At 45.6% G+C, this 20,454-nt stretch carries 18 protein-coding genes; 3 read left to right on the top strand and 15 right to left on the bottom strand.

Features of this window, described 5'->3' with window-relative positions; genetic code table 11:
• Window positions 1–202 precede the first annotated feature (202 nt).
• The 4 genes from CTT30_RS15760 to CTT30_RS15745 form a co-directional block, all read right to left on the bottom strand.
• The gene (locus CTT30_RS15760) at window positions 203–2,080 is read right to left on the bottom strand and encodes a PhoX family protein (RefSeq protein ID WP_252037068.1); all 1,878 of its coding nucleotides are present in this window, start codon (window positions 2,078–2,080) and stop codon (window positions 203–205) included.
• Window positions 2,081–2,731: 651 nt separating this feature from the next.
• Window positions 2,732–3,559 carry an arginase family protein gene (locus tag CTT30_RS15755; RefSeq protein ID WP_252037067.1) on the bottom strand — a complete coding sequence of 276 codons (828 nt, stop codon included), beginning with the start codon at window positions 3,557–3,559 and terminating at the stop codon, window positions 2,732–2,734.
• 7 nt (window positions 3,560–3,566) lie between these two features.
• Complete coding sequence (locus CTT30_RS15750) at window positions 3,567–4,292, bottom strand: IclR family transcriptional regulator (protein WP_275667359.1); 726 nt, start codon at window positions 4,290–4,292, stop codon at window positions 3,567–3,569.
• A 189-nt stretch (window positions 4,293–4,481) separates the two neighbouring features.
• Window positions 4,482–5,873 carry a glycoside hydrolase family 1 protein gene (locus tag CTT30_RS15745; RefSeq protein ID WP_252037640.1) on the bottom strand — a complete coding sequence of 464 codons (1,392 nt, stop codon included), beginning with the start codon at window positions 5,871–5,873 and terminating at the stop codon, window positions 4,482–4,484.
• 212 nt (window positions 5,874–6,085) lie between these two features.
• Between CTT30_RS15745 and CTT30_RS15740 the strand changes: the two genes are divergently transcribed.
• Window positions 6,086–6,511, top strand: coding sequence for a universal stress protein (locus CTT30_RS15740; RefSeq protein ID WP_252037066.1), 426 nt, complete (start codon window positions 6,086–6,088; stop codon window positions 6,509–6,511).
• A 62-nt stretch (window positions 6,512–6,573) separates the two neighbouring features.
• Here CTT30_RS15740 and CTT30_RS15735 read toward each other — a convergent pair whose 3' ends face one another.
• The 8 genes from CTT30_RS15735 to CTT30_RS15700 all read right to left on the bottom strand — a co-directional run bounded on the left by CTT30_RS15735 (window position 6,574) and on the right by CTT30_RS15700 (window position 14,460).
• Entirely contained in the window at window positions 6,574–7,701 is a 1,128-nt protein-coding gene (locus tag CTT30_RS15735) for an ABC transporter ATP-binding protein (protein ID WP_239835735.1), read from the bottom strand.
• 9 nt (window positions 7,702–7,710) lie between these two features.
• Window positions 7,711–8,445, bottom strand: a complete 735-nt coding sequence (locus CTT30_RS15730; protein ID WP_239836368.1) for an HAD family hydrolase — start codon at window positions 8,443–8,445, stop codon at window positions 7,711–7,713.
• A complete protein-coding gene (locus tag CTT30_RS15725; protein WP_252037065.1) occupies window positions 8,435–9,856 on the bottom strand; it encodes a CehA/McbA family metallohydrolase in 1,422 nt (473 codons plus the stop codon). The genes CTT30_RS15730 and CTT30_RS15725 overlap by 11 nt, the downstream gene beginning before the upstream one ends.
• 64 nt (window positions 9,857–9,920) lie before the next feature.
• The gene (locus CTT30_RS15720; RefSeq protein WP_239875048.1) at window positions 9,921–11,201 is read right to left on the bottom strand and encodes an extracellular solute-binding protein; all 1,281 of its coding nucleotides are present in this window, start codon (window positions 11,199–11,201) and stop codon (window positions 9,921–9,923) included.
• A gap of 6 nt (window positions 11,202–11,207) precedes the next feature.
• A complete protein-coding gene (locus CTT30_RS15715; protein ID WP_252037064.1) occupies window positions 11,208–12,155 on the bottom strand; it encodes a carbohydrate ABC transporter permease in 948 nt (315 codons plus the stop codon).
• A 10-nt stretch (window positions 12,156–12,165) separates the two neighbouring features.
• The gene (locus tag CTT30_RS15710) at window positions 12,166–13,050 is read right to left on the bottom strand and encodes a carbohydrate ABC transporter permease (protein WP_252037063.1); all 885 of its coding nucleotides are present in this window, start codon (window positions 13,048–13,050) and stop codon (window positions 12,166–12,168) included.
• Between the two features lie 106 nt (window positions 13,051–13,156).
• Window positions 13,157–14,041 (bottom strand): LysR substrate-binding domain-containing protein, encoded by an 885-nt coding sequence (locus tag CTT30_RS15705; RefSeq protein WP_239869159.1) that lies wholly within the window; start codon window positions 14,039–14,041, stop codon window positions 13,157–13,159.
• A 74-nt stretch (window positions 14,042–14,115) separates the two neighbouring features.
• Entirely contained in the window at window positions 14,116–14,460 is a 345-nt protein-coding gene (locus CTT30_RS15700; RefSeq protein WP_252037062.1) for a DMT family transporter, read from the bottom strand.
• Window positions 14,461–14,674: 214 nt separating this feature from the next.
• Here CTT30_RS15700 and CTT30_RS15695 point away from each other — a divergent pair, with 214 nt between their 5' ends.
• On the top strand, window positions 14,675–15,322 hold the full coding sequence (locus CTT30_RS15695) for a recombinase family protein (RefSeq protein WP_252037061.1): 648 nt from the start codon (window positions 14,675–14,677) through the stop codon (window positions 15,320–15,322).
• Window positions 15,315–16,517, top strand: coding sequence for a multidrug effflux MFS transporter (locus tag CTT30_RS15690; RefSeq protein ID WP_252037638.1), 1,203 nt, complete (start codon window positions 15,315–15,317; stop codon window positions 16,515–16,517). Before CTT30_RS15695 ends, CTT30_RS15690 begins: the two co-directional genes overlap by 8 nt.
• Window positions 16,518–16,601: 84 nt before the next feature.
• On the opposite strand, the gene CTT30_RS15685 is transcribed toward CTT30_RS15690, so the two are convergent.
• From CTT30_RS15685 to CTT30_RS15675, 3 genes are all read right to left on the bottom strand, one after another.
• Window positions 16,602–18,275: a flagellar assembly protein A gene (locus CTT30_RS15685; RefSeq protein ID WP_252037060.1), complete on the bottom strand. Its 1,674-nt coding sequence runs from the start codon at window positions 18,273–18,275 to the stop codon at window positions 16,602–16,604.
• Window positions 18,276–18,398: 123 nt separating this feature from the next.
• Entirely contained in the window at window positions 18,399–20,096 is a 1,698-nt protein-coding gene (locus CTT30_RS15680) for an ATP-binding SpoIIE family protein phosphatase (protein ID WP_252037059.1), read from the bottom strand.
• A 17-nt stretch (window positions 20,097–20,113) separates the two neighbouring features.
• The gene (locus CTT30_RS15675) at window positions 20,114–20,413 is read right to left on the bottom strand and encodes an STAS domain-containing protein (RefSeq protein WP_239835725.1); all 300 of its coding nucleotides are present in this window, start codon (window positions 20,411–20,413) and stop codon (window positions 20,114–20,116) included.
• Between the last annotated feature and the right edge of the window lie 41 nt (window positions 20,414–20,454).

The following is a 20,454-nucleotide window of genomic DNA, read 5'->3' as shown; positions in this document are numbered from 1 at the left end:
ACACCTTTAAATTATGTGGGCACTCTTTCACTATAGTTATACCGTATACTCGGAGCAACTACATTTAGTGGTTAACAGCCAAAGGATCACAATTTTTATGCTTACTTACGCATATTTATCCCACTTGGTATTCTTAGAGGATCAAAAAAGGGGCAAACAGCCCCTTGAGTAGTGCAAATATCCCCAATGGGAATGTTTAATTTTATGCGCCGATCACGCCACCATCTTCACGAGTGATCGCAACAATGGTTGAACGTGGTTTGCTATTACCACCCGCAGGGAAGTGCGAAGGTGCCCCTTTCTCACCTGGGTGTTGAACACCGACAAACATCGTTTTGTAGTCTTCGGAGAAAGTCAAACCAGTGATTTCACAAGCGACGGGCCCCGTTAAGAAGCGACGCACCTCACCAGTCATTGGATCACCACACAGCATCTGGTTGTTCCCTTGACCTGCAAAGTCTCCCTTGTTTGAGTAGTCACCATCGGTTTGTATCCACAAACGACCCGCCTTATCAAAACCAATACCATCAGGGCTGTTGAACATATTATTTTCATTGATGTTCTCACTACCTGCGTATAGGTTACCTTTATGCACAGTTGGGTTTCCTGCAATCAGATAAAGATCCCACTCGAACCCTTCACTGGTGTGGTCGCCATTCTGTGGCACCCAGCGAACAATCTGCCCGTAATGGTTTTCTTTACGTGGGTTTGGACCACCCACAGGTTGACCTTCCTTGACGCCACGGTTTTTATTGTTGGTCAACGTGCAGAAAACATGTTGGTTGTCTGGATGCACCGCAACCCACTCTGGACGATCCATAGTAGTCGCCCCAACCTGAGTCGCTGCTCGACGGGCAAACGTCACGACTTCCGCTTGGTCATGGAAACCGTTCTCTTTGGTCAAACCATTCTTACCATACGTCAGTTCTAGCCACTGACCTTTGCCTTTTAGCTCAGCATCATCCATCTCGAATTTAGCCACATACAGCGTGCCTTCTTCGAGTAGATTGCGGTTTGCTTTGTCATTACCAGGCTGGTATTTGTTCTTCGAAACAAACTTGTAAAGGTGCTCACCACGCTCGTCGTCACCTAAATAGACGATTACATGCCCATCGTCATTGATAACCAGCGCCGCATTTTCGTGCTTAAATCGACCTAGAGCAGTACGTTTAAGCGGTGTTGATGTTGGATCATGCGGGTCAATTTCAACCACCCAGCCAAAACGATGAGGTTCATTCGGATGCTTGGCTAAGTCAAAACGCTCATCAGTGTCATGCCATTGATATTTGCTCTTCTCTGCAACAATGCCATAGCGTGCATGATCATCCGATAAGTCAGCATCACTGCTGGTACCAAAGTAGCCATTAAAGTTTTCTTCACAAGTCAGGTAAGTCCCCCAAGGAGTCTGGCCATTGGCACAGTTGTTGAACGTACCCAAAGGCTTCATACCAGTTGGATCAAGCTTAGTCTTCATCAAATCGTGACCTGCAGCTGGGCCTGTCAGCTGCATTTCTGTTACCGCTGTGATGCGACGATTGCGCTTACCATTTTTGTCCAGTTTCCATTCACCACCCGACTTGACGATTTCAAACACAGTCACGCCATGAGCTGCTTGTGCTTTCAATACATCATCTGCGGTCATCGCTTTGCCGCCATGATCAAATAAGTACTCATAATTGGTGTACTCATTATTGACTGCGATTACCGCACGATCTTTAGTGATCGGGAACAAGCTCATACCATCGGTATTATCACCAAACTGGCTGAGCTGAGCCTTAGAGTCTTGCTTACCACTCGGATCGAATTCAGGCGCATCAGCAAATATCGGATCACCCCAAGATAACAAAGGCGTTGCTTTATAGCCTTTTGGCACAATAATCGCATCGGATGTAGAGGCCGGAACAGCGTCAAAATTTAGTAACGTACTTTTCTTGTCTGCGGCGAATGCCTTAGTGATAGGGTTAAGTGACAGAAACGCGCCTGCACCTACTGCTGCGGTACCAGCCAAGAAACGGCGACGAGATAAGCCCGCCTCGATCATTTGGCTAAATTGAGAATCTTGCTCATCGCGATTCCACATTGCTGACTCCTTGCTCGAGTATGTTTTTTATTAATAGCGAGCGATAATAGACAGTAAAAATGACAATCTCGTTAAGGTATTGTTTCTCTTAAATAAAGACGATATTACAGTTTAGTTCGAATTACATTGCACTCCCATGAAAGTGAACCTACCTTCACTTTTTACAAGTAAGACGTAATAGATATGCAAAAAAATGTGATCTAGAACCTAGCGTTATCTTGATTTGGTCGCTACATTAAATCTTGTTCATGAGGAACTTGATTCACATATGCTCAATGACGAGCAAGTCATTAAAAAGTGAGGGAATATCATGAAGAAAATGAGAAAAGCACAACTTCACCGTGTCAGAATCCAATATTGGAAAGACGCCAATAAAGACACAAACAAGAAGTAACCTGCATCCTTTCAACCTGCTCTAACAGGTATCAACGACTAAGCTGGCAATTCATTGCCAGCTTTTGAATTTCTCAACTATACAAGTCTATTTATCGTAAAATTTGTCTATCAACACATAGATCATGACATAAACATTACGAGATCAGCCTCAACAATCACCGCTCTTACCTATTGGATCATATGGCGTCTTAAGCAGCATTACGCACACACTATCCATGCTCACAGTTGGCAGTTCACATTTAGTATTCGACCCAATTACGCCACTAAAGGACTTGATGGATATAAATCCGCCAGTTGGCGTAATATACTTTGTGTTTCTTTGGCATAGAGGTGTTTATCTTTATACCCAGTCAGATGAATACAACGCACCTGAGAAGAAATGAGTACTTGGCGCAGGATTCGATTAACCATGGTCACTTCGAGAGTATGGCCTGTATCTAAGTGTGAGGGCGGATAAAGACAATCAAGATCCAAGCAAATAATGAGATCATCACAATGGGAAAGAAAACTGGCAATTTGCTGCTTAACCTGAAACCGATGACCGAAACTACACTCAGGGAGTGTTAACCAATCACATCCCAGATCTTCAGCGTATTCGCATACTTTATCGTTGTGGCTTTGTTCAACAATTCCCAAAAAGAACACTCGACATTGCGCATAGCGAGATAAAGCAAAGTGGTATACCGAGCCTCTTTGTACACCCAAGTCCGGATTAAGCTCAAAGTCTCGGCCAATATGGATAATCCCAAAACTCTTTTCGGTCGATTGAAGCAAAGGCAGTGAATAGAGTAGAGTCTCGCTATTGTTACTCAATACAACAGGTAAGCATTGGCTATCCATCACCTGACTTAACCATAATACATAATCATCAACGGCTCCTTGTAAATTGAAATGACCGCCATGTTGCCATGGATAACCACTTTCCTGACACATCCACTCAAACATCTCTTCTAAGTTTTGATCGGCCACTTCAAAGTCGATTTTTGACATGGGCTTAAGGTATTCACTGACACTGGCTAACGTTAAACACTGTGGAGCGATTAACGCAGGAATACTTTGATGACGACGAAATAGCCCAAACATACACAATTTACCTCTCTGGGGGCAAAGCCCTCGCTGCCTGTAGAACATGCAAAATAATTCTTTGCTGATTCTGTTGGACACGATGAGCAGGCGCCATTACGGACACCGCCCCCATCAGCTTAGAGCCTTTCATGACTGGTGCGCTAATACCGGATACACCAGCATCAATCTCTGATGTGCTGAGGGCATAACCTTGATGGCGAATTTGATCTAACTCCAATTGCCATTGCTCAAAGCGATGGTACTCACCAAAATGACGTAGAATCTTCTCGCATCTTGGTGCAGGCATATATGCAAGCATCACTTTGGACGATGCACCTTTAAGCAACGGCTGACTCTGCCCTTCCACATAACTACATCGTAATGCTTGCATACTTTCCTTACGGCTCACACATAACGCGCGATAGCCAACTGGCACCATGTAAGCCGCCATTTCTTGAGTCTGTTTTTGTAAGCGATTCAATACTGAGTCGACCGAATCAAGGTTATGCTGCTTACTCTCGTAGCTCCTCATCAGCATCAATGCCGCCGGACCTATGATCAAGGTTTTGTCACTTGCACTTTCTTCAATCAAATTCCATTCTCTGAGCAATTTCAGATGACGATATAAACTGCTGATTGGCGTCCCCAGCTGCTCACTTAACACTTTCGCTGTGACTGGCTGTTCATTGACGGCGACCTGCATCAAAAGCTGGAGTACCTTCTCATTCACTTGCCCTGAGCTTTGCTTCATCGTGTTCACTTTCGGTTTTACCGCCTTATTGGATTGACGCGCAAATTATATTCTCACTCAATGAGGATTTATAAATAAATCAAACCTATCATTCTCATTTAATGGGAAATAGACCGCTACTCAGTCTCTTTCAGCTCACTCATTGCTGTACCAATGGATACAGTAAAGGAGCCAAATGGCTCCTTTACTTCAAGATTTTAGCGATGCTCCGTGAGTTCGGATAACGTCCTGATACCAGAAAAAGCTTTTCTTGCGTTTACGCTCTAATGTGCCGCTACCATCATCATGGCGATCGACATAGATGTAACCGTAACGCTTACTCATTTGTGCAGTGGAATTGGCAACCAAATCAATCGGCCCCCAACTGGTGAAGCCCATTAATTCCACCCCATCCAATACGGCTTCTCTGGCCTGAACTAAATGATCATTGAGATAGGCAATGCGATAATCATCCTCTATCTCCCCATTGGCGTTGATTTCATCGCGCGCCCCAAGCCCATTTTCAACAATGAATAACGGCTTCTGATAGCGGTCATAAAGAAAGTTAAGCAAGATGCGTAGCCCTTTAGGATCAATCAGCCAACCCCACTGACTTTTCTCTAAATACGGATTTGGCACACTGTCGACAATGTTACCGACCTCTTTCTGCTTGGGATCCGCACTAGCACAGCCACTCGCATAATAGCTGAATGAAATGAAGTCAACGCTGGCGCTCGCCAGTTCCTCTACATCACCTGGCTGCATGTCAATCTCAATCCCTTTTTCACGGAAATAGCGAAGCATGTAACCTGGGTAACGACCACGAGTCTGGACATCACCAAAAAACAGCCATTTGTTATTTTCCTGCATCGCCGCGATGACATCGTCAGGATTGCAGGTGTACGGATAATTGATCGCGCCAAGCAGCATGTTGCCTATCTTGGCATCTGGAATAATCTCATGACACAATTTCACCGCTTTTGCATTAGCGACAAGCTGATGATGTATTGCCTGATAAATGGCCTGCTCACTGGCCTCTTCAGCCAATCCCACACCGGTAAACGGCGCGTGTAGGGACATGTTGATCTCATTAAACGTCAGCCACAGTTTAACCTTGTTCTGATAGCGCTCAAACACGCTACGAGCATAGCGTTCAAAGAACCCAATCAGCTTACGGCTTGCCCAACCACCATAGTTTTCTACCAACGCATAAGGCATCTCGTAATGAGACAAGGTGACAAAAGGCGTAATGTCATGTTTCGCTAGTTCGTCGAAGATACGATCGTAATACGCCAATCCCGCTTCATTAGGCTCTGATTCGTCACCATTCGGGAATATACGCGTCCAAGCTATGGACAAACGCAAACAGTTGAACCCCATTTCATTAAACAGAGCGATGTCTTCTGGGTAACGCTGGTAAAAATCTATCGCCAGATCTTTGATACCATCAGTGCGTTGCTGACGTGTCTGATGTGGACTGAGAATCCCATTGGGTAACATGTCAGACGTCGATAGCCCTTTGCCATCGAGGTCAAAACTGCCTTCCACCTGATTCGCCGCAATCGCGCCGCCCCACAGAAAATGCTTAGGAAAAGTTGTCATCATATTCTCTCTCACTTCGAGCCTGAACTGAGTGTAACTTACATTTTAGGAACAAAATGAGGCTGAGGTGTCTGAGCATTATTTCCTAGTTTTACTGACTATCAACACGCGCCAACTAATGCAATTTGTCGCATTTCCGCGATCTCTTAGACAACATTTTTCGGTAATTCGCTCTATGATGAAATGAGTCAGTTCAATAGGAGGACATGGTAATGAAATATCGACATATTCTGGTCGCGCTAGAGCTTTCTGAAGAGAGCAATGTGTTGATTGAAAGAGCGGTATTTATGGCTAAGCAGCATGACGCGGAGATATCGCTCATCCACATTGATGGCACCCATGGAGAAATATATCCAGAGCTGGTCGACATTCACGCCGACGCCAGCGTCAGGCCACTCAATGAACACTCAATGGAATGGTTGCGAGCGTTCCAAGCCAAGCTAGATTTTCCTGTGAAGCATTTTTTAGTCGGGACTGGCGATCTGGGCGATAAGCTTAATGACACCATTACAGAAAACAGCGTTGATTTGCTGATATGTGGCCACCATCAGGACTTCTGGAGCAAGATCATTTCTTATTCAAGGCACCTGATCAACAAATCTCCGGTCGACATTTTGGTTGTGCCAATTCCAGATTAAATCAACGAGTAAGAGAACCAAAAAGCCATCCTTCACGGATGGCTTTGTCATTTTATGTGCGGCTACACAAGGGCTTGCTCAGTATCAATATCAAAAATATGACACTCAGAGACATTAAAATTCAATAACGTCTCTTCACCATTAAACACCATGCGATCTGCATCAAACGGCACACGAGCAATCAATTTATCTCTGCCAACTTGGAAATAGAGGTATAGTTCATTGCCCATCGATTCCACAACGTTAATAGAGTGGTGCTGAGTGTTAACATCTGAGAGTGGCGCATCATGGTTCGCCAGTTGAATATGCTCTGGGCGAATACCAAACCACACCCACTGGCCGATTTTTTGCCTTGCTAAGTCTTGCTTACTTTCTGGCAACGTCCATCGAGTACCGCTTTCTGCGAGTACATTGATGACACCATCAATTTCCTCAATACGCGCTTTAATGATGTTCATCGCCGGAGAGCCAATAAAACCTGCCACAAATTTGTTGGCTGGATAGCGGTATAAGTTCATTGGGGTATCCACTTGCATGATTTCCCCCTGATTAAGCACACAAATGCGATCCCCAAGCGTCATAGCTTCCACCTGATCATGGGTCACATAAATCATGGTTGCATTCTGCCCCTCCGCTTTGAGGTCCGAATGCAGCTGAGCAATGCTTACTCGGGTTGACACTCGCAATTTGGCGTCAAGATTCGACAACGGCTCATCAAACAGAAACACATCGGGCTTGCGCACCATCGCACGTCCAAGTGCAACACGCTGCCTTTGACCACCCGACATTTCACCCGGTTTGTTTTGCAATAAATGTTCAATCTCTAACGTTTTTGCCGCTTCAGAAATGCGCTGATCAATTTCCGACTTTGCCAGTTTTTGCTGTTTAAGACCGAATGCCATGTTTTCATACACTGACATATGTGGGTATAGCGCGTAGTTCTGAAACACCATTGAGATACCACGGTCTTTCGGCGGTAAATCGTTGACGCGTTTGTCACCGATGTAGACATCACCATGAGAAATCTCCTCCAGACCAGCGATCATTCTTAAAGTGGTCGACTTAGCACAGCCAGACGGGCCAACGAACACCATAAATTCGCCTTCGCGAATGTTCAGGTCAACACCATGAACCGCTTTGAAACCATTGGGGTAGATTTTTTCCACCCCTTTAAGCGTGACTTCCGCCATAGCTTATCCTTAAATCAACTCGTTAAATGCGTGTGGGTCAAAATGGGCTACCGATGGAATCACCAGATCCGCAACAGGCGTCAATTCGCTTTCCAATGCGGTTCCAGTCAGAACACCGATTTTCTTCGCCCCTGCATTAGTGCCAAACTCCATATCTGACACCGTATCGCCAAACATGATCACTTCGTGTGGCTCAACACCGCATTGCTGACAAAAAGCATTCAACAGTGCTGGGGCTGGCTTTGGTTCAATGTCACCGTCCGAGTAACCGACATAATCAAACATTTCGCTCAAACCAGATTGCTGCAAAGTGTAAAGTGTTGAGTCTTTGGTATCTGCGGTAGCAATGCCAAGAATCATGCCTTGCTGTTTAAGTGAATTCAGTTTTTCTGTTACCCCGGGCAGTGCTTCAATCCATTCAGGATGATTGGCGACATGATGGTTAAACGCCTCTTTGGTCACACGGGTAAACATTTCCAGAGAAACGACTGGGCGTAGGATCTCGAACCAAGCTTTGGCCGTATCTTCCACCGGATTGGACGCCAACAGACCATGGTTATCGACTGAGTCGCCCTCTACGCCGATGGCTAAGAGTAACTCCGCAACTGTGACGTTTTGATGACCCTGGTTTGTGTCACTGAAATCCTTTACCGTCTGGCACGCACTGCGTGAAGCGTTGAGCCACATATTGTGGAATTCCAGCAGAGTGCCATCTTTATCAAACAATAGTGCTTTAAACTTCATCACTATTAAATCGCTCCATAAGTTCACCCCAGGTGTTGACCAGAGGCGTAGTAAAAATAGGTTGGTCGCCGTCATAAACGGCGTTAATGCAACCTTCAAATTCATCATTCTCAGCGCGGCGGATATCGATGCGGCACCAAGAGTAGCCTGCTTCTACAAACAGCATTTGCTCAGTGCTTTGAAGTGTGATTTTGGCAACAACAACGCCATCAACAACGCATTCGGCGTAATAAGTATGCTCAACATCGTCCACAGCCAATTGGTAGCACAATGCCTGCCCTTTAGAATCGCAGCCAGGTAATAATTCACTGTTGTTGATAGCAAAAGATAAGCCGCAGCGACGCTCTAAATAGACATGTCCACTACGTAGCCCAGCGAGAATACCTTCACCACTGAGCCCATGACTAAACACAAAGGTCGACGGGTCTCCGTAGAGTGAAGGTTCTGTCGCTTTTGGGTTACGCTCATGAGGTTCTAGGTGGGAATCACTGCCGCCAATGGCGCTGATTCTATGACCGCAATTCCACATTTCGCTCAATACCTTAAGCGCTGAGTTTGTCGCTTTAGGTGATGTTGACCAAGTCGGATCGCAACACACCTCAAATGTCGATACTTTATCGAGTTCAAGTGAGGCATATTTCCAGTGCCATGGCTTCATCATCGGGTGGTTGACACTGATAGAGCTATGAGAAGCGTTGGCCAATGCCAATCCTGCTTCCATCACACTTTGGCTGCTATGCTCAACATGACGCAAATCCAGCGCAGATTGTGGACCATGAACATTGAAGTGCCCAAGGTCTGTAGTCACTTCAAGGGCAGGCATAAACAGGCATTGCTCAGACAAAGGTAATCTTGGCTGGCAGATGTTGTGCTCCGTAAGAAAGAAGAAATCTAAGCCCTGCGCTTCGACTATCTGTTTGGCTGCCACAAGGGTGTTGTGTCCATCCGATAATTGAGTATGTGCATGTAGATCACCTCGATACCAGCGAGACTCTGAGCTTAATAACCGGCTGTAATCAAAAGAAATCTGATGATCCAAACCTACAGTCGCGACACTGTCTATAGCTAGAGTATCAACCGGTTGATCAAACGCGATATTCACCTGATACTGCATCGCCCGCTCAGAGCGAAACTCACCTTCAAGGTTGTACAGCTCCAAAGACCACTCCCCAGCAACCAGTTCACCGTCAATCGCGCCAAAACCTGACTGCTCTGCACAGATATTCACCGACTTATGCGTTTTTTCAAACAATACCTTGCCGCGAAAATGACCATGACTATCGTACGCTGCTGCGTATAAGAACCCTTTAGTCACGGTCGTGCCCGTAATTTGAACGGCCTCAGCACCGTGCGGAACCCTAAACGGCAACGACACTCTGCCGAAGGTCAGTTCACCTTGAAATTCTGTCATCGGTTTCACCAGTTAAGTCCACTGTAGGATGGAGGAGCCTACCCAAGCAGGCTCCTTATCAAGATTAAGAGCGGTTGACTCTGTCCAGCGCACGCTGCGCTTTCTTCGCCGCTTGTTTCAGCGCTTTCTCAGCAGGTACGTTCTGAATTTGAATCTGATCGGCGGCCACTTTCAGCGCATCCATGATCTTGCCATTGGTTGGGTCTAGGAAATCCTGGCTGGCGAAGCTTGCCTGCTTTAACGGAATCAGCGCTTGTGGGTTATCTTTGGTGAACGCCTGATACTCAGGCACGCTTTCTACACTCATACGTACAGGGATGTAACCTGTGAACATAGACCACTTCGCTGTGTTCTTAGCGTTGGTATAAAATTCCATAAACTCAAACGCACCTTGTGCTGCCTTGTCGTCGGTCCCTTTCGGCATTACATAGACAAGAGCACCAGCTTGAGGTGCGGATGGGTGAGAACCCCAACCAGGCTGCGTGGTTGCAGCAAGTTTAGTGAAATCGAGATCGCCCTGATCACCCGATGAACCTGTGTAACCTAGGGCGTTGTCTTTCATGACATCATCAATGGTCTTGTACCAGTACTCCCAGCCCTGACCACCGTGGTGAATACGCATGATTTGGTCTTCGTGAATCCATTTACGGAAGCTGTCCCACACTTCAACCCATTGCTTTGAGTCAATCAGTACTGTTTTGCCATCATCGCTGATCACCTTAGCGCCATTAGAGAAAGCGGCGTCGATCATATTGTCCTGACCCCACATCGGTTCCCAGCCATAAAAAGTCGTGTTGCCTTTCGCATCTCGCTGAGTCACTTTCTCAGCAACTTTAGCCACACCTTGCCAGGTACTCAGGTCTTTCTCCGTAAAACCATTGTCTGCCAACACTTTCTTGTTGTAGTAAAACACCTGAGTCGTACCGTAAGCTGGTAAGCCAATCACTGTTCCATCTTCAGCCGTCACCTGATCTTTAAACGCCCCGACAAAATCCGAGAAGTTGAACTCTGCGTCCATATACGGTTTAAGATCACGACTCAAGCCGCGCTCATACATCGCCTCAGCTCGGACTGAATCAAGCAGAACCACTTCCGGAGCGGTTTTTGAAGCCAAACCTGCCTGCAGTTTCTGATACGTTTCGGTGTAGTTTCCTTGCAATGCTGGCTTGATGACATATTCATCTTGGCTGGCATTAAACTCTTCAATCAGCTGAGTCATCAGCTTCTGAGGTTTTGTACCGCCGGAATACCAGAAATTCACTTCCGTTTTTGCCAGAACGCTACCCGAGACCATTGAAGCGCTCGCTGCGCCAGCACACACTAGTGCGAGAGTTTTTAGTTTCATTTCCATTTACTCTTTTACGCCGTTATCGGCGATACCTGAAAGAATCGTCTTTTGACACAAGACGAATAGAATCAACAAAGGCAATACGGCAATCGTGCTGGCTGCCATAATTTGCGACCAGTTAAGGCCGTAATTGCCTTCGGCTATGAAGTAGTGGCGAATCCCGGTTGCAATCAGGTTCAGATCTTGTGAAGTGATCACCAGACTCGGCCACATATAGCTGTTGTAGTTCGTGATAAAGGTAATCAAGAACAAGGTTGCGACTGCTGCTCTGCATTGAGGCAGCAAAATCGCCCATAAGATTTTCAACTCACCCGCACCATCAATACGTGCCGCTTCGATCAGTGACGGATGGATTTTGATGAAGACCTGACGCAGGTAGAAAACGCCAAAAATAGACGCGGCATTGGACACCACCAGCCCCATATGTGAGTCAAGCAGCCCCAGCTTCGCCAGCGTGATGTAAGATGGAATGTAAGTCACCGCCCCCGGCAACATGTAACAGCCCATCACAACAAAATAGAGCACCGTCTTTGAGCGGAACTTCAGCTGAGTCAAGGCATAAGCGAACATCGCAGAATTGATGATCACTAGCAATGTCGTAAAAAGCGCGACACTGAAGCTGTTGAAAATGTACAAACCAAATGGTGCACTTTGGAACGTCTCAACAAAGGTCTCCCAGCGAAATTGCTCCGGAATCAAATTCAGTGGGCTGGCGAAAATCTCATCGTTCGATTTCAGAGAACCAGACAACATCCAGAGAAAAGGGAACACCATCAGTGTTCCGCATATGGCGAGGAACAGGTGCTTACCTATCGAAGTCAGTGTTTGTATTTCCAGCCGCTTACTGGCGGTTTCCTGAGTAGCCAGTATTGACTTGTTAGTTATCACCGCTTGAAGTGATCCATTTGTCTGGCGTAATCGTGGCGCGCTATCCATAACTTGTGTCGTCATATTCCTATCCTCAGTAGTAAACCCAGCGTTTACCAATGTAGGTATTTGCCAAGGCCAATAATCCAGTGATCAGGAAAATCACCAATGATGTCGCCGCTGCCGGCCCCATTTCATAACGCTCAAAAGCTTGCTGATAAAAGAGGTAAAGTAGTGTACGAGTCTCACCACCAGGCCCACCTTGTGTCAGGATCTGGAACTGGTCAAACGCCTGAACCGCATTGATGATGTTGACCACCAACAAGAAGAAAGTTGTCGGCGATACTAGCGGTAAGGTGATTTTGAAAAAGCGAGTCAGACTGCTGCAACCGTCAATCAGTGACGCTTCATAGAGAGAACTCGGGATTTTGTTGAGCGCGCTGATGTAAAACAGCATTGTCCAGCCGATGGCCTGCCAGATAGTGACAATAATCACCGCGACCATGGCCGTATCGCCCTGCTCCAGCCACGCAATCTTGTCGAACCCCATCGACATCAGTATTTGATTCGCCAGACCGGATTTGGACTCAAACACCCAAGACCAGACAATCGACACCGCAACCGTTGGTGTAATCCAAGGTGAGAAGATCACTGCACGATAAAACTGGCTGCCCGCAAAGTTTTTATGCAGCAGTAAAGCAAAGATCAGCCCCAACACCACAGTCGGAATAACCACACCAAGAGAAAACCAAAATGTGTTGAGTAACGCCTGAGTGAACTCAAAGTCCTCGATCATATACTGATAGTTTTCCAAGCCGATGAAATCGTATTCAGGCGAAATGTAATCCCAATCTGTAAAGCTTATATAAATGGAGTAGCCGAACGGCACTAACCAAAAAGCCACCAGTGGAATCAGCAGTGGTGCAGTGAACAACAGCACTTTGAGGTGGTTCGATATTTGTTGTGAGATGGTACTCATGGTTTGACCTTAGTACTTCCGTGATATGTCAATAAACTAAGTGCGCTATATGACAAGCCTGTTGGAGTGCCCCTCATTTTTTTTATGGGCACTCATAAGAAAATCTTTAAGCCAAGCCATCATCTTTGATCTGATGGTGCAGCCAGTCACAAAAGAAATTAACCTTGGCATTACGACTGTTTTTGGTGATCAGATAATGGCCCGATTCCGCTGGCATAGAGGCATCCACCGCCAATACCAGCTCTCCACTCTTTAACAGTTCTGACACCGCCAGCGACCTTACCAACAACACACCGACACCATGTTTGACCGCTTCCAAAGCATGCAGAGAGTTACTGATTTCGAGTTGAACCTTAGGCAGCACCGCATCGAACTGATTGTGACTGAGCCACTGAAGCCAATTCTCCTGATACCCCTTTACTTGCACGGCAGGAAGCTGTGAAAAATCACGCTCATCAAGCTGAGTTTGATAGCCACGTTTGAACTCAGGACTGCACACCAGTTGCCAGTGTTCCTGAAAGAGTCGCTCAGCACTGGTGTCTTCACTTTCCACTTTGCCATTGGTCAATTCGATATCAACGTTCTGGCAAGGGGTAGTTGAAGGCCAATCGACCAACTGAATATCAAGGCGAATGAAAGGGTATTTGTTATAAAAATGCGGTAAGCGGGGTAGGAGCCAGTTATGGCAAAGGGTGTGGTTTACTCTGAGGCTCAGTACGTCAGTTTCCTTTTCACCAAACAACAGTTGAGTCTGAAGTTTAAGGTGAGCTAGGGAGCCGGAAACAATCGGTTGGTACTGCTGAGCAGACGACGTCAACCTGACGCCCTTTTGTGTTCGCTCGAACAGCGTCGTATCAAGAAACGCTTCCAGACTTTTCAACTGTTGACTCACAGCGGCCTGCGTAACACACAATTCCCGAGCCGCGGCTCCAATCGAGCCAAGCCGGGCAACCGCTTCAAAAGCGACCAGAGCACGTAAAGGAGGTAGCATGGCGTTCACCTGATTGAAATAAAAGTGAAAACTACTTCAATCAGGTTGCAGATTTTCGACGCGAAGATGACAGATTAATGACTAACGGAGGTGGAGAACAGATTTATGATCACCGTCCCACACAGGATAAAGCTGATACCAACCAAAGCATACACATCCAATTTTTGCCCATAGACCAGCCAAGAAAGTGCTGCGACAAGAACAATACCTGCGCCACACCAGATCGCATAAGCCACGCCTAACGCCATGCTCTGCACCGTCAACGAAAGTAGATAAAACGCTAATCCATAACCCACTAACACGCCTAATGTAGGATACAACGCCGTAAACTTCTGCGTTTTTGGCAACCAAGAAGTAGCAAAGACTTCAAGGACAATAGCGATAATTAGGGTCATTACAGGTGGTAAGGACAACAACATATTTAACCCGCATTTATAGTGTAAATAGCACAGGGTAATGACTTTGCATGTCATTACTGTGTCGAAACTCAATAGAAAATATAAGCCAAGTACCTAAGATTGCTTAGATTAAAATAACACGAATCATACAAAAAGCTCATTTGGTGTTGAATTAATTAATGAACCAATCTACATTTATGAACCATAACATCAAATAAACCATAAATTTCTTTGTATGACTGTGTATCTTTACTCGCGGTTTTCTCCAAAAAACCAGGCTTATTCGCAACACCTAGAGCAAATGCAAGCTGCCGCTCCTGAAGCTATACATTTTCAGGACAAGGTATATGGGTATATTCCACCCATGGAAAGACCTGAATTCGTCAAACTTTTCAATGTATTAAAAGCGAATGATACGGTTGTAGTCTGGTGGCTAAGTGTATTTGGTCATGATTTTAGTCAAGCGCTTCATGTCGTAGAACGACTTTATAAAAAGGGCGTTAATGTACAAACCGTATGTGAACCATTACGACTTGAACCAAACACAATACAAGGCCAAACCCTACTCTCCTTGTTGTCTGGTTACGGACAAGTACAGACTCAACACCGCTTATTTGCCGCAGAGATGGGGCGAAAACAACTCAAAGAAAACCCTGAATTATGGAAACAAAAATTCCGCGGTCGCCCTGCTGATAAGCAGAAACACCGACAAATCGCTGAACTCTTGATGCAAGGTGAAACCCTGCAAAACGTCACCGAACAATGTGGTGTGAGCCTATCAACAGTAAAAAGAGTCAAAGCCAAGTTACAGAGCCATGATGACGAAGGCTGTCTTAAACGTCGTGTAAAAGGCCAGCCTGCTTGTGGAGAGAATGATGAGTAACACAATCCAACCAAGAACCATTCTACTCGCCTGTTTGATCATCAGTATCGGCCAATTAAGTATGGGGTTGGTATTCCCATCCTTGCCTTGGATAGCTCGCGACTTCAATATTTCTCTCGACCAAGCTCAGTTATTAGTCAGTGTGTACTTACTCGGCTTTGGACCTTCACAATTCTTATATGGTCCCATTTCTGATTCACTGGGCCGCAAGAAGGTGTTGCTGGCAGGGCTACTACTCGCGCTAACGGGCTTGATACTCATCCTCTTACTCAGCGACTCCTTCACTGGAATGGTATTCGGAAGGCTACTTCAAGGTTTGGGAACCGGTTGCTGTGCAGTGTTAGCACGCGCTTCGACCAGAGATCGCTACAATGGAGCTCAGTTGCCTACCGCCCTTTCTTATATAGCCATGGTAGCGTCAATCACGCCTTTGATCGCTCCTGTTTTAGGAGGCTTCATCAACTTCCATTTTGGCTGGAGTATGGTGTTTGTCTCATTACTCGGTTATGTGGCGATTGCTTGGGCTACTTTGGCGATATTTTTCGACGAAACATTAAGTCACACTAAACCACTGCTTTCACCGACCAGCATGCTGAGACAATATCGTGAACTGCTCACCTCTCGGTATTTCATAAGTTTCGCCAGTATTGGCTGGTTAAACTTCAGTCTGATGATCACCACAGTCTCCGTGATGCCCTTTATCATGCAAGATCAGATTGGAATGACATCCGATGAATACGCCATGTGGGCGTTAATTCCAGCGTTAGGCATGTTAACGGGGACCAGTATCTGCAATCGGATAAGACCCGTGACGGGCAGTAAGAAAATGCTCCTGTGTACACCTATATTGCACCTTGCTTCCGCACTATGGTTTTTCTTCTGTCCGCTTGAGCCGCTCTATTTAATGCTTGGCCAGCTACTGATGATCTTAGGCAATGCAATTGCCCTTCCCTGTGCGCAAGCGATGGTGATGCAGCCATACAAAAAACAAGCAGGGGTCGCCGCCGCTATGTCTGGTGGCGGTCAAATGATCATCTCATCTATCGTCAGCATGGCGCTGGTAACATTGGGCTTGAATCAAGCATGGCACTTGAGTTTTGTCATTATTGCCTTCGCTGTCATCACCCTGAGCAACATAGTGCGTGGATTCAGCACTCAGGAGGCCGTAGCTCAAAATGAGGATCAACTGGCTTAAAATCAAAACGCCCAATGAGGGACATCGGGCGTTTTAGTCTACAATATCACCCCATAATAAATGGGTCATTCTAAGCAAAAGCACTTATTCTTGCTCAAGCGCTTCTTCATCTATAGCGTAAGCACAACGAATCTCATACTGGTTAAAAGAAAATGTACTCGCACCATGTACTCGCTTAGTGATGACTTTTTCATCACCAAACTGAACTGTAACATGAGTAAAAACTTTACTTTTCACCTCAACAACATTCTCTTCAAGAGCTTGCTCAAACTCTAGTTCATGTCTATCTCGCGCCGCTTTCACTTTCTCTAACCGAGCATTCGATTCTGCCTTGAGTTTCTCGATGTTGGCTTCTTCTTCATCACTTCGTTCAGATTTCGGTGTTTTCTTGAACTCTAACTCCTTGCGAACCACATCCATGGTCGCCTCTTGAGCAAGCTTATATTGCTCTTTGTACTTTTGCTGACGCTCTTTGAAATTTTGATAACGAGCAAAGGCATTGACATAAGTCGGTGTATCACCTTCGACACCAAGGTTTACACAGGTAACTTTGCCCCCCACCTTGGCTTGCCCCCCACTTAAGGTGCCTTGCTTCTCTGCCTCATCTGATACCATTAGGTCTTTGCCACAACGGATTTCGTTATTCATGCAATGTACTGACAGGTTAATATTTTCCGCAGCTTGCAGCTCTGAGAATTGAGCATAGTTTGCAGTAATAGAGCCGCCCGCTTTTACATGGCAGCTTTTGGCTTCATCTTCTGAAACATTGTGGCCAATAATACCTTTGGCAACATCAATATTGCCCTGCGCTTGAACATCCGCAGACTCTATAAATCCACCCACAGTTAAATTACCGGTAGCTCGAACCATCATGTCAGACTCGATATTACCCGTAACAACAACATTGCCTTTGAATTTTATGTGCCCCGTAGCAACGCCTATGGTCGGTAAACAAAGCGCATCTTCAACTTCGACGGTACGCTCTTTAATCACAGGCATTCCTGACACCGCTGCAATCAGCACATTCGGGTCATCCGGAGAGATTTCTGAGCCTTTGCCGGCTTTGAGCATTGCATCATTACCAGCTTTGGGAGGAATAGGTTTGCCTTGAACTGTGACACCAGGTGTACCTTTTGTGGCCGGAATGCGCTTCATCAAACGAGCTTTTTCTTCGACCGTTACGGTTCCTCCAAGATCAAGCATATCTACTTTACCATTCTGATCTTGTGTAGGAGCGAGAACTTGCTTGGTGACGTCTTTTACGAGTGGAATAAATTTGGCGTCTTGCCCTTGAACAGGATCCTTACCTTTTGCAACAGGTTGTGTAAAAGTTTCTCCCGGTTTTAGCTGATGGCTCATCATTAGCACTTTTTTGAGGGCTAATTTATTGATTCCTTTCGTGACGTGCGCTTGAGCTAAGGCGTGTACGATCTGAGGGCCTTTAAGTGGTGACCCTCGATAAGCACCGGTGACAACCATACTGGCCAACATGTCATGCTCAGAGAGTACGACTTCGACCATTGCATCTCTGACTTCAGCGATAGGAAAACCTACCTGAGCTTCACTCTTACCTTCCTTTGCACAATTAATAAACCGAGTAATTTCTTCCTCTAATATGCAAAAGTCCGTGGCACCTATCTGCTCTAATGCCTCTTCAACACCCTTACTGTCAAAACGACCGTCAATGTTCATATCTGGTCTTAATTTAGCAATAACCTGTTGATTATCATCAGATAAGCTGACTAATTTTTCCCACATTTACAGCCTACTTAGTCAATCCCTATAACTTTAGTTTATATAATCCTCACGAATTACAGTATCAAAATTGTGACAAAGTAGGGCGTAGGTCACTTCTAGGCTCCGTTTACAGTGTAAATGTCATCAAGCAGAGCTCGGGAAGTGATGCTGAGCATCTAAACTATACACCGCTGTCACGCATTTCCCTTGTTTTGAATACTCCAAAGAGTCACATAATTCAGAAGCAAGAACTATTCCTCTCCCATGAGTGAGTGTTTTCTCATCTGGTTCACGATTTATTTCTTCATAATCGAAGCCAGTACCGTTATGCTCTAAATTCATAACCAACTGCTTCTGCTCTGGCTTATAGTCAATAGCCAAAGAAACCCACAGATCTTCAGGCAACTCTTTCAATTTATCTTCACGCATCTGATAAAAAGTAAAAAATCCGTCCGGTTCCTCCTTAATCTTAGAATCAAGTCGCAATAGACCATGCTCTATCGCATTAGCAAAGAGTTCAGAAAGAACTGAACAGACCAAATCTAAATGAGGTCCAGACATTACTCCTGTTAATATCTGACGAACTTCCGTCATGATCGTTACCGATTTTAATACTGAAGCTGGAAATTGCATCTTAGATTGAGTCGGTGTTTTACTCAGGTAAAAGCTATTTTGTTTAACAACGTGATCATTACTATTAGAGATTGGGAATTCCATATCCAGAATAGAAAGATCATCACCGACATTGCGATTAGCAAATTTTCTCACAGATTCAAACAGGGTAGGAATGAGAGCTCGCCCAGAGGTGATCGCTTCTTCCAACCTTTCTTGACCAAACTGCTCCCCAGTACCATTCCCTGCCTCAATAACACCATCTGTATAACAGACGATTTTCTGATCAGGCTCCATTTTTAAATGAATAAGGTCTGTTTCAAATTCATGAGCTTCGAGCACCCCCAGCGGCATATGCCTAGATACCAACTTGCGGACAATTGAGCCATCTTTATCAAGAAGGTAACCGTCAGGAAGACCGCCCCCCCACCAAGAGACTTCAAATCCATTAGCCCTGACCTCAAACACACTCGCGGCAAGCATCATTCCCATAGGAAGAAAGCGCACCAGTACATCGTTAAGTTCTCGCACAATCTCCCCTAACGATAAACCTTTTGAGGCCATTGAAAAAAATGCTCTCGTGGCAGGTATTGCCGATATCGCAGCGGGTAAACCATGCCCGGTTGCATCGGCGATCATGACGTAAACGCCACCATGCGGGCGATTGGCGACAACAATCAGGTCCCCGTTAAAGATCGTAGAGGGTGTAGAAATGTAGTTGACGCCATAGATGCTTTTCACTTGGGCGCTCATTTCATCCATCAAATTGGAGAAAATGGACTCAGCGATGGCATAGTCATAGCGGACCTGTTCATGGAATTTACTCAACTCATCCCTTTGCTCCTTAACCTCATTGTGCATCTTCACGGTTCGATAATGCGCCTGCACTTTAGCTACAAGTACACTTCTTTCGACAGGTTTAGGGATAAAGTCTTCACCCAAGGTCAGGCAACGCTCAAACGAGTCGTGGTCATCTAAAACGGTCAGAAAAATAATAGGGATATGTAAATTTGGAAATGCATCTCGGATTTCCTGAGCAGTAGTAAACCCATCTTTGACTGGCATCATTACATCAAGCAAAATAACGTCAGGAAGCGATGACATCTCCTGCATCGCCTCAACCACACCTTCGCCATTTTCAAACGTTGTGACTTCCTCAGCCATCTCACCAAGCATGAACCGACATAATTCTCGATTTGTCGCGTGGTCGTCAACTATCATGACGTGCATACGACCCTCCTTAACCGCTATTCAATAGCAAATTTTTTATCAAAACGAGAAATTGTCAGTATCTTTCGTACCTGTGGTAGCGTATTAGTAATACGGATCATCCCATCATCCTGTTCGAGATAGTTGTGCATATTAAGCAGCATCCCTAGCCCGGCGCTGTCGATATAGTCGACTTTGCGCAGATCGATAGTAAATTGAAAATCTCGTTTATCTGAATAACAGCGACGAAACTCCTGCACTAAGTTAAAACCAAAAGCGCCCTCAATCAGGATGGTAACGTGCTTAGCATTCACATCGACTTCCGACTCTACTGACATAGTATCTCCTTGTTTACGACAAGAGCCTTACTGGCTCATGC

The organism is Vibrio coralliilyticus (assembly GCF_024449095.1).
GTDB classification, from domain to species: Bacteria; Pseudomonadota; Gammaproteobacteria; order Enterobacterales; family Vibrionaceae; genus Vibrio; species Vibrio coralliilyticus_A.
The sequence above is the reverse complement of the archived record's forward strand: the minus strand, read 5'-3'. Positions and strand labels throughout refer to the sequence as shown.

What these genes read in the sequence shown, in the direction of transcription:
- CTT30_RS15695 (WP_252037061.1), top strand. Translation starts at nt 14,675, where the DNA reads ATGACTGTGTATCTTTACTCGCGGTTTTCTCCAAAAAACCAGGCTTAT.
- CTT30_RS15720 (WP_239875048.1), bottom strand. Translation starts at nt 11,201, where the DNA reads ATGAAACTAAAAACTCTCGCACTAGTGTGTGCTGGCGCAGCGAGCGCT.
- CTT30_RS15740 (WP_252037066.1), top strand. Translation starts at nt 6,086, where the DNA reads ATGAAATATCGACATATTCTGGTCGCGCTAGAGCTTTCTGAAGAGAGC.
- CTT30_RS15680 (WP_252037059.1), bottom strand. Translation starts at nt 20,096, where the DNA reads ATGCACGTCATGATAGTTGACGACCACGCGACAAATCGAGAATTATGT.
- CTT30_RS15760 (WP_252037068.1), bottom strand. Translation starts at nt 2,080, where the DNA reads ATGTGGAATCGCGATGAGCAAGATTCTCAATTTAGCCAAATGATCGAG.
- CTT30_RS15755 (WP_252037067.1), bottom strand. Translation starts at nt 3,559, where the DNA reads ATGTTTGGGCTATTTCGTCGTCATCAAAGTATTCCTGCGTTAATCGCT.
- CTT30_RS15690 (WP_252037638.1), top strand. Translation starts at nt 15,315, where the DNA reads ATGAGTAACACAATCCAACCAAGAACCATTCTACTCGCCTGTTTGATC.
- CTT30_RS15730 (WP_239836368.1), bottom strand. Translation starts at nt 8,445, where the DNA reads ATGAAGTTTAAAGCACTATTGTTTGATAAAGATGGCACTCTGCTGGAA.
- CTT30_RS15675 (WP_239835725.1), bottom strand. Translation starts at nt 20,413, where the DNA reads ATGTCAGTAGAGTCGGAAGTCGATGTGAATGCTAAGCACGTTACCATC.
- CTT30_RS15685 (WP_252037060.1), bottom strand. Translation starts at nt 18,275, where the DNA reads ATGTGGGAAAAATTAGTCAGCTTATCTGATGATAATCAACAGGTTATT.
- CTT30_RS15710 (WP_252037063.1), bottom strand. Translation starts at nt 13,050, where the DNA reads ATGAGTACCATCTCACAACAAATATCGAACCACCTCAAAGTGCTGTTG.
- CTT30_RS15735 (WP_239835735.1), bottom strand. Translation starts at nt 7,701, where the DNA reads ATGGCGGAAGTCACGCTTAAAGGGGTGGAAAAAATCTACCCCAATGGT.
- CTT30_RS15745 (WP_252037640.1), bottom strand. Translation starts at nt 5,873, where the DNA reads ATGACAACTTTTCCTAAGCATTTTCTGTGGGGCGGCGCGATTGCGGCG.
- CTT30_RS15700 (WP_252037062.1), bottom strand. Translation starts at nt 14,460, where the DNA reads ATGTTGTTGTCCTTACCACCTGTAATGACCCTAATTATCGCTATTGTC.
- CTT30_RS15750 (WP_275667359.1), bottom strand. Translation starts at nt 4,292, where the DNA reads ATGAAGCAAAGCTCAGGGCAAGTGAATGAGAAGGTACTCCAGCTTTTG.
- CTT30_RS15725 (WP_252037065.1), bottom strand. Translation starts at nt 9,856, where the DNA reads ATGACAGAATTTCAAGGTGAACTGACCTTCGGCAGAGTGTCGTTGCCG.
- CTT30_RS15705 (WP_239869159.1), bottom strand. Translation starts at nt 14,041, where the DNA reads ATGCTACCTCCTTTACGTGCTCTGGTCGCTTTTGAAGCGGTTGCCCGG.
- CTT30_RS15715 (WP_252037064.1), bottom strand. Translation starts at nt 12,155, where the DNA reads ATGACGACACAAGTTATGGATAGCGCGCCACGATTACGCCAGACAAAT.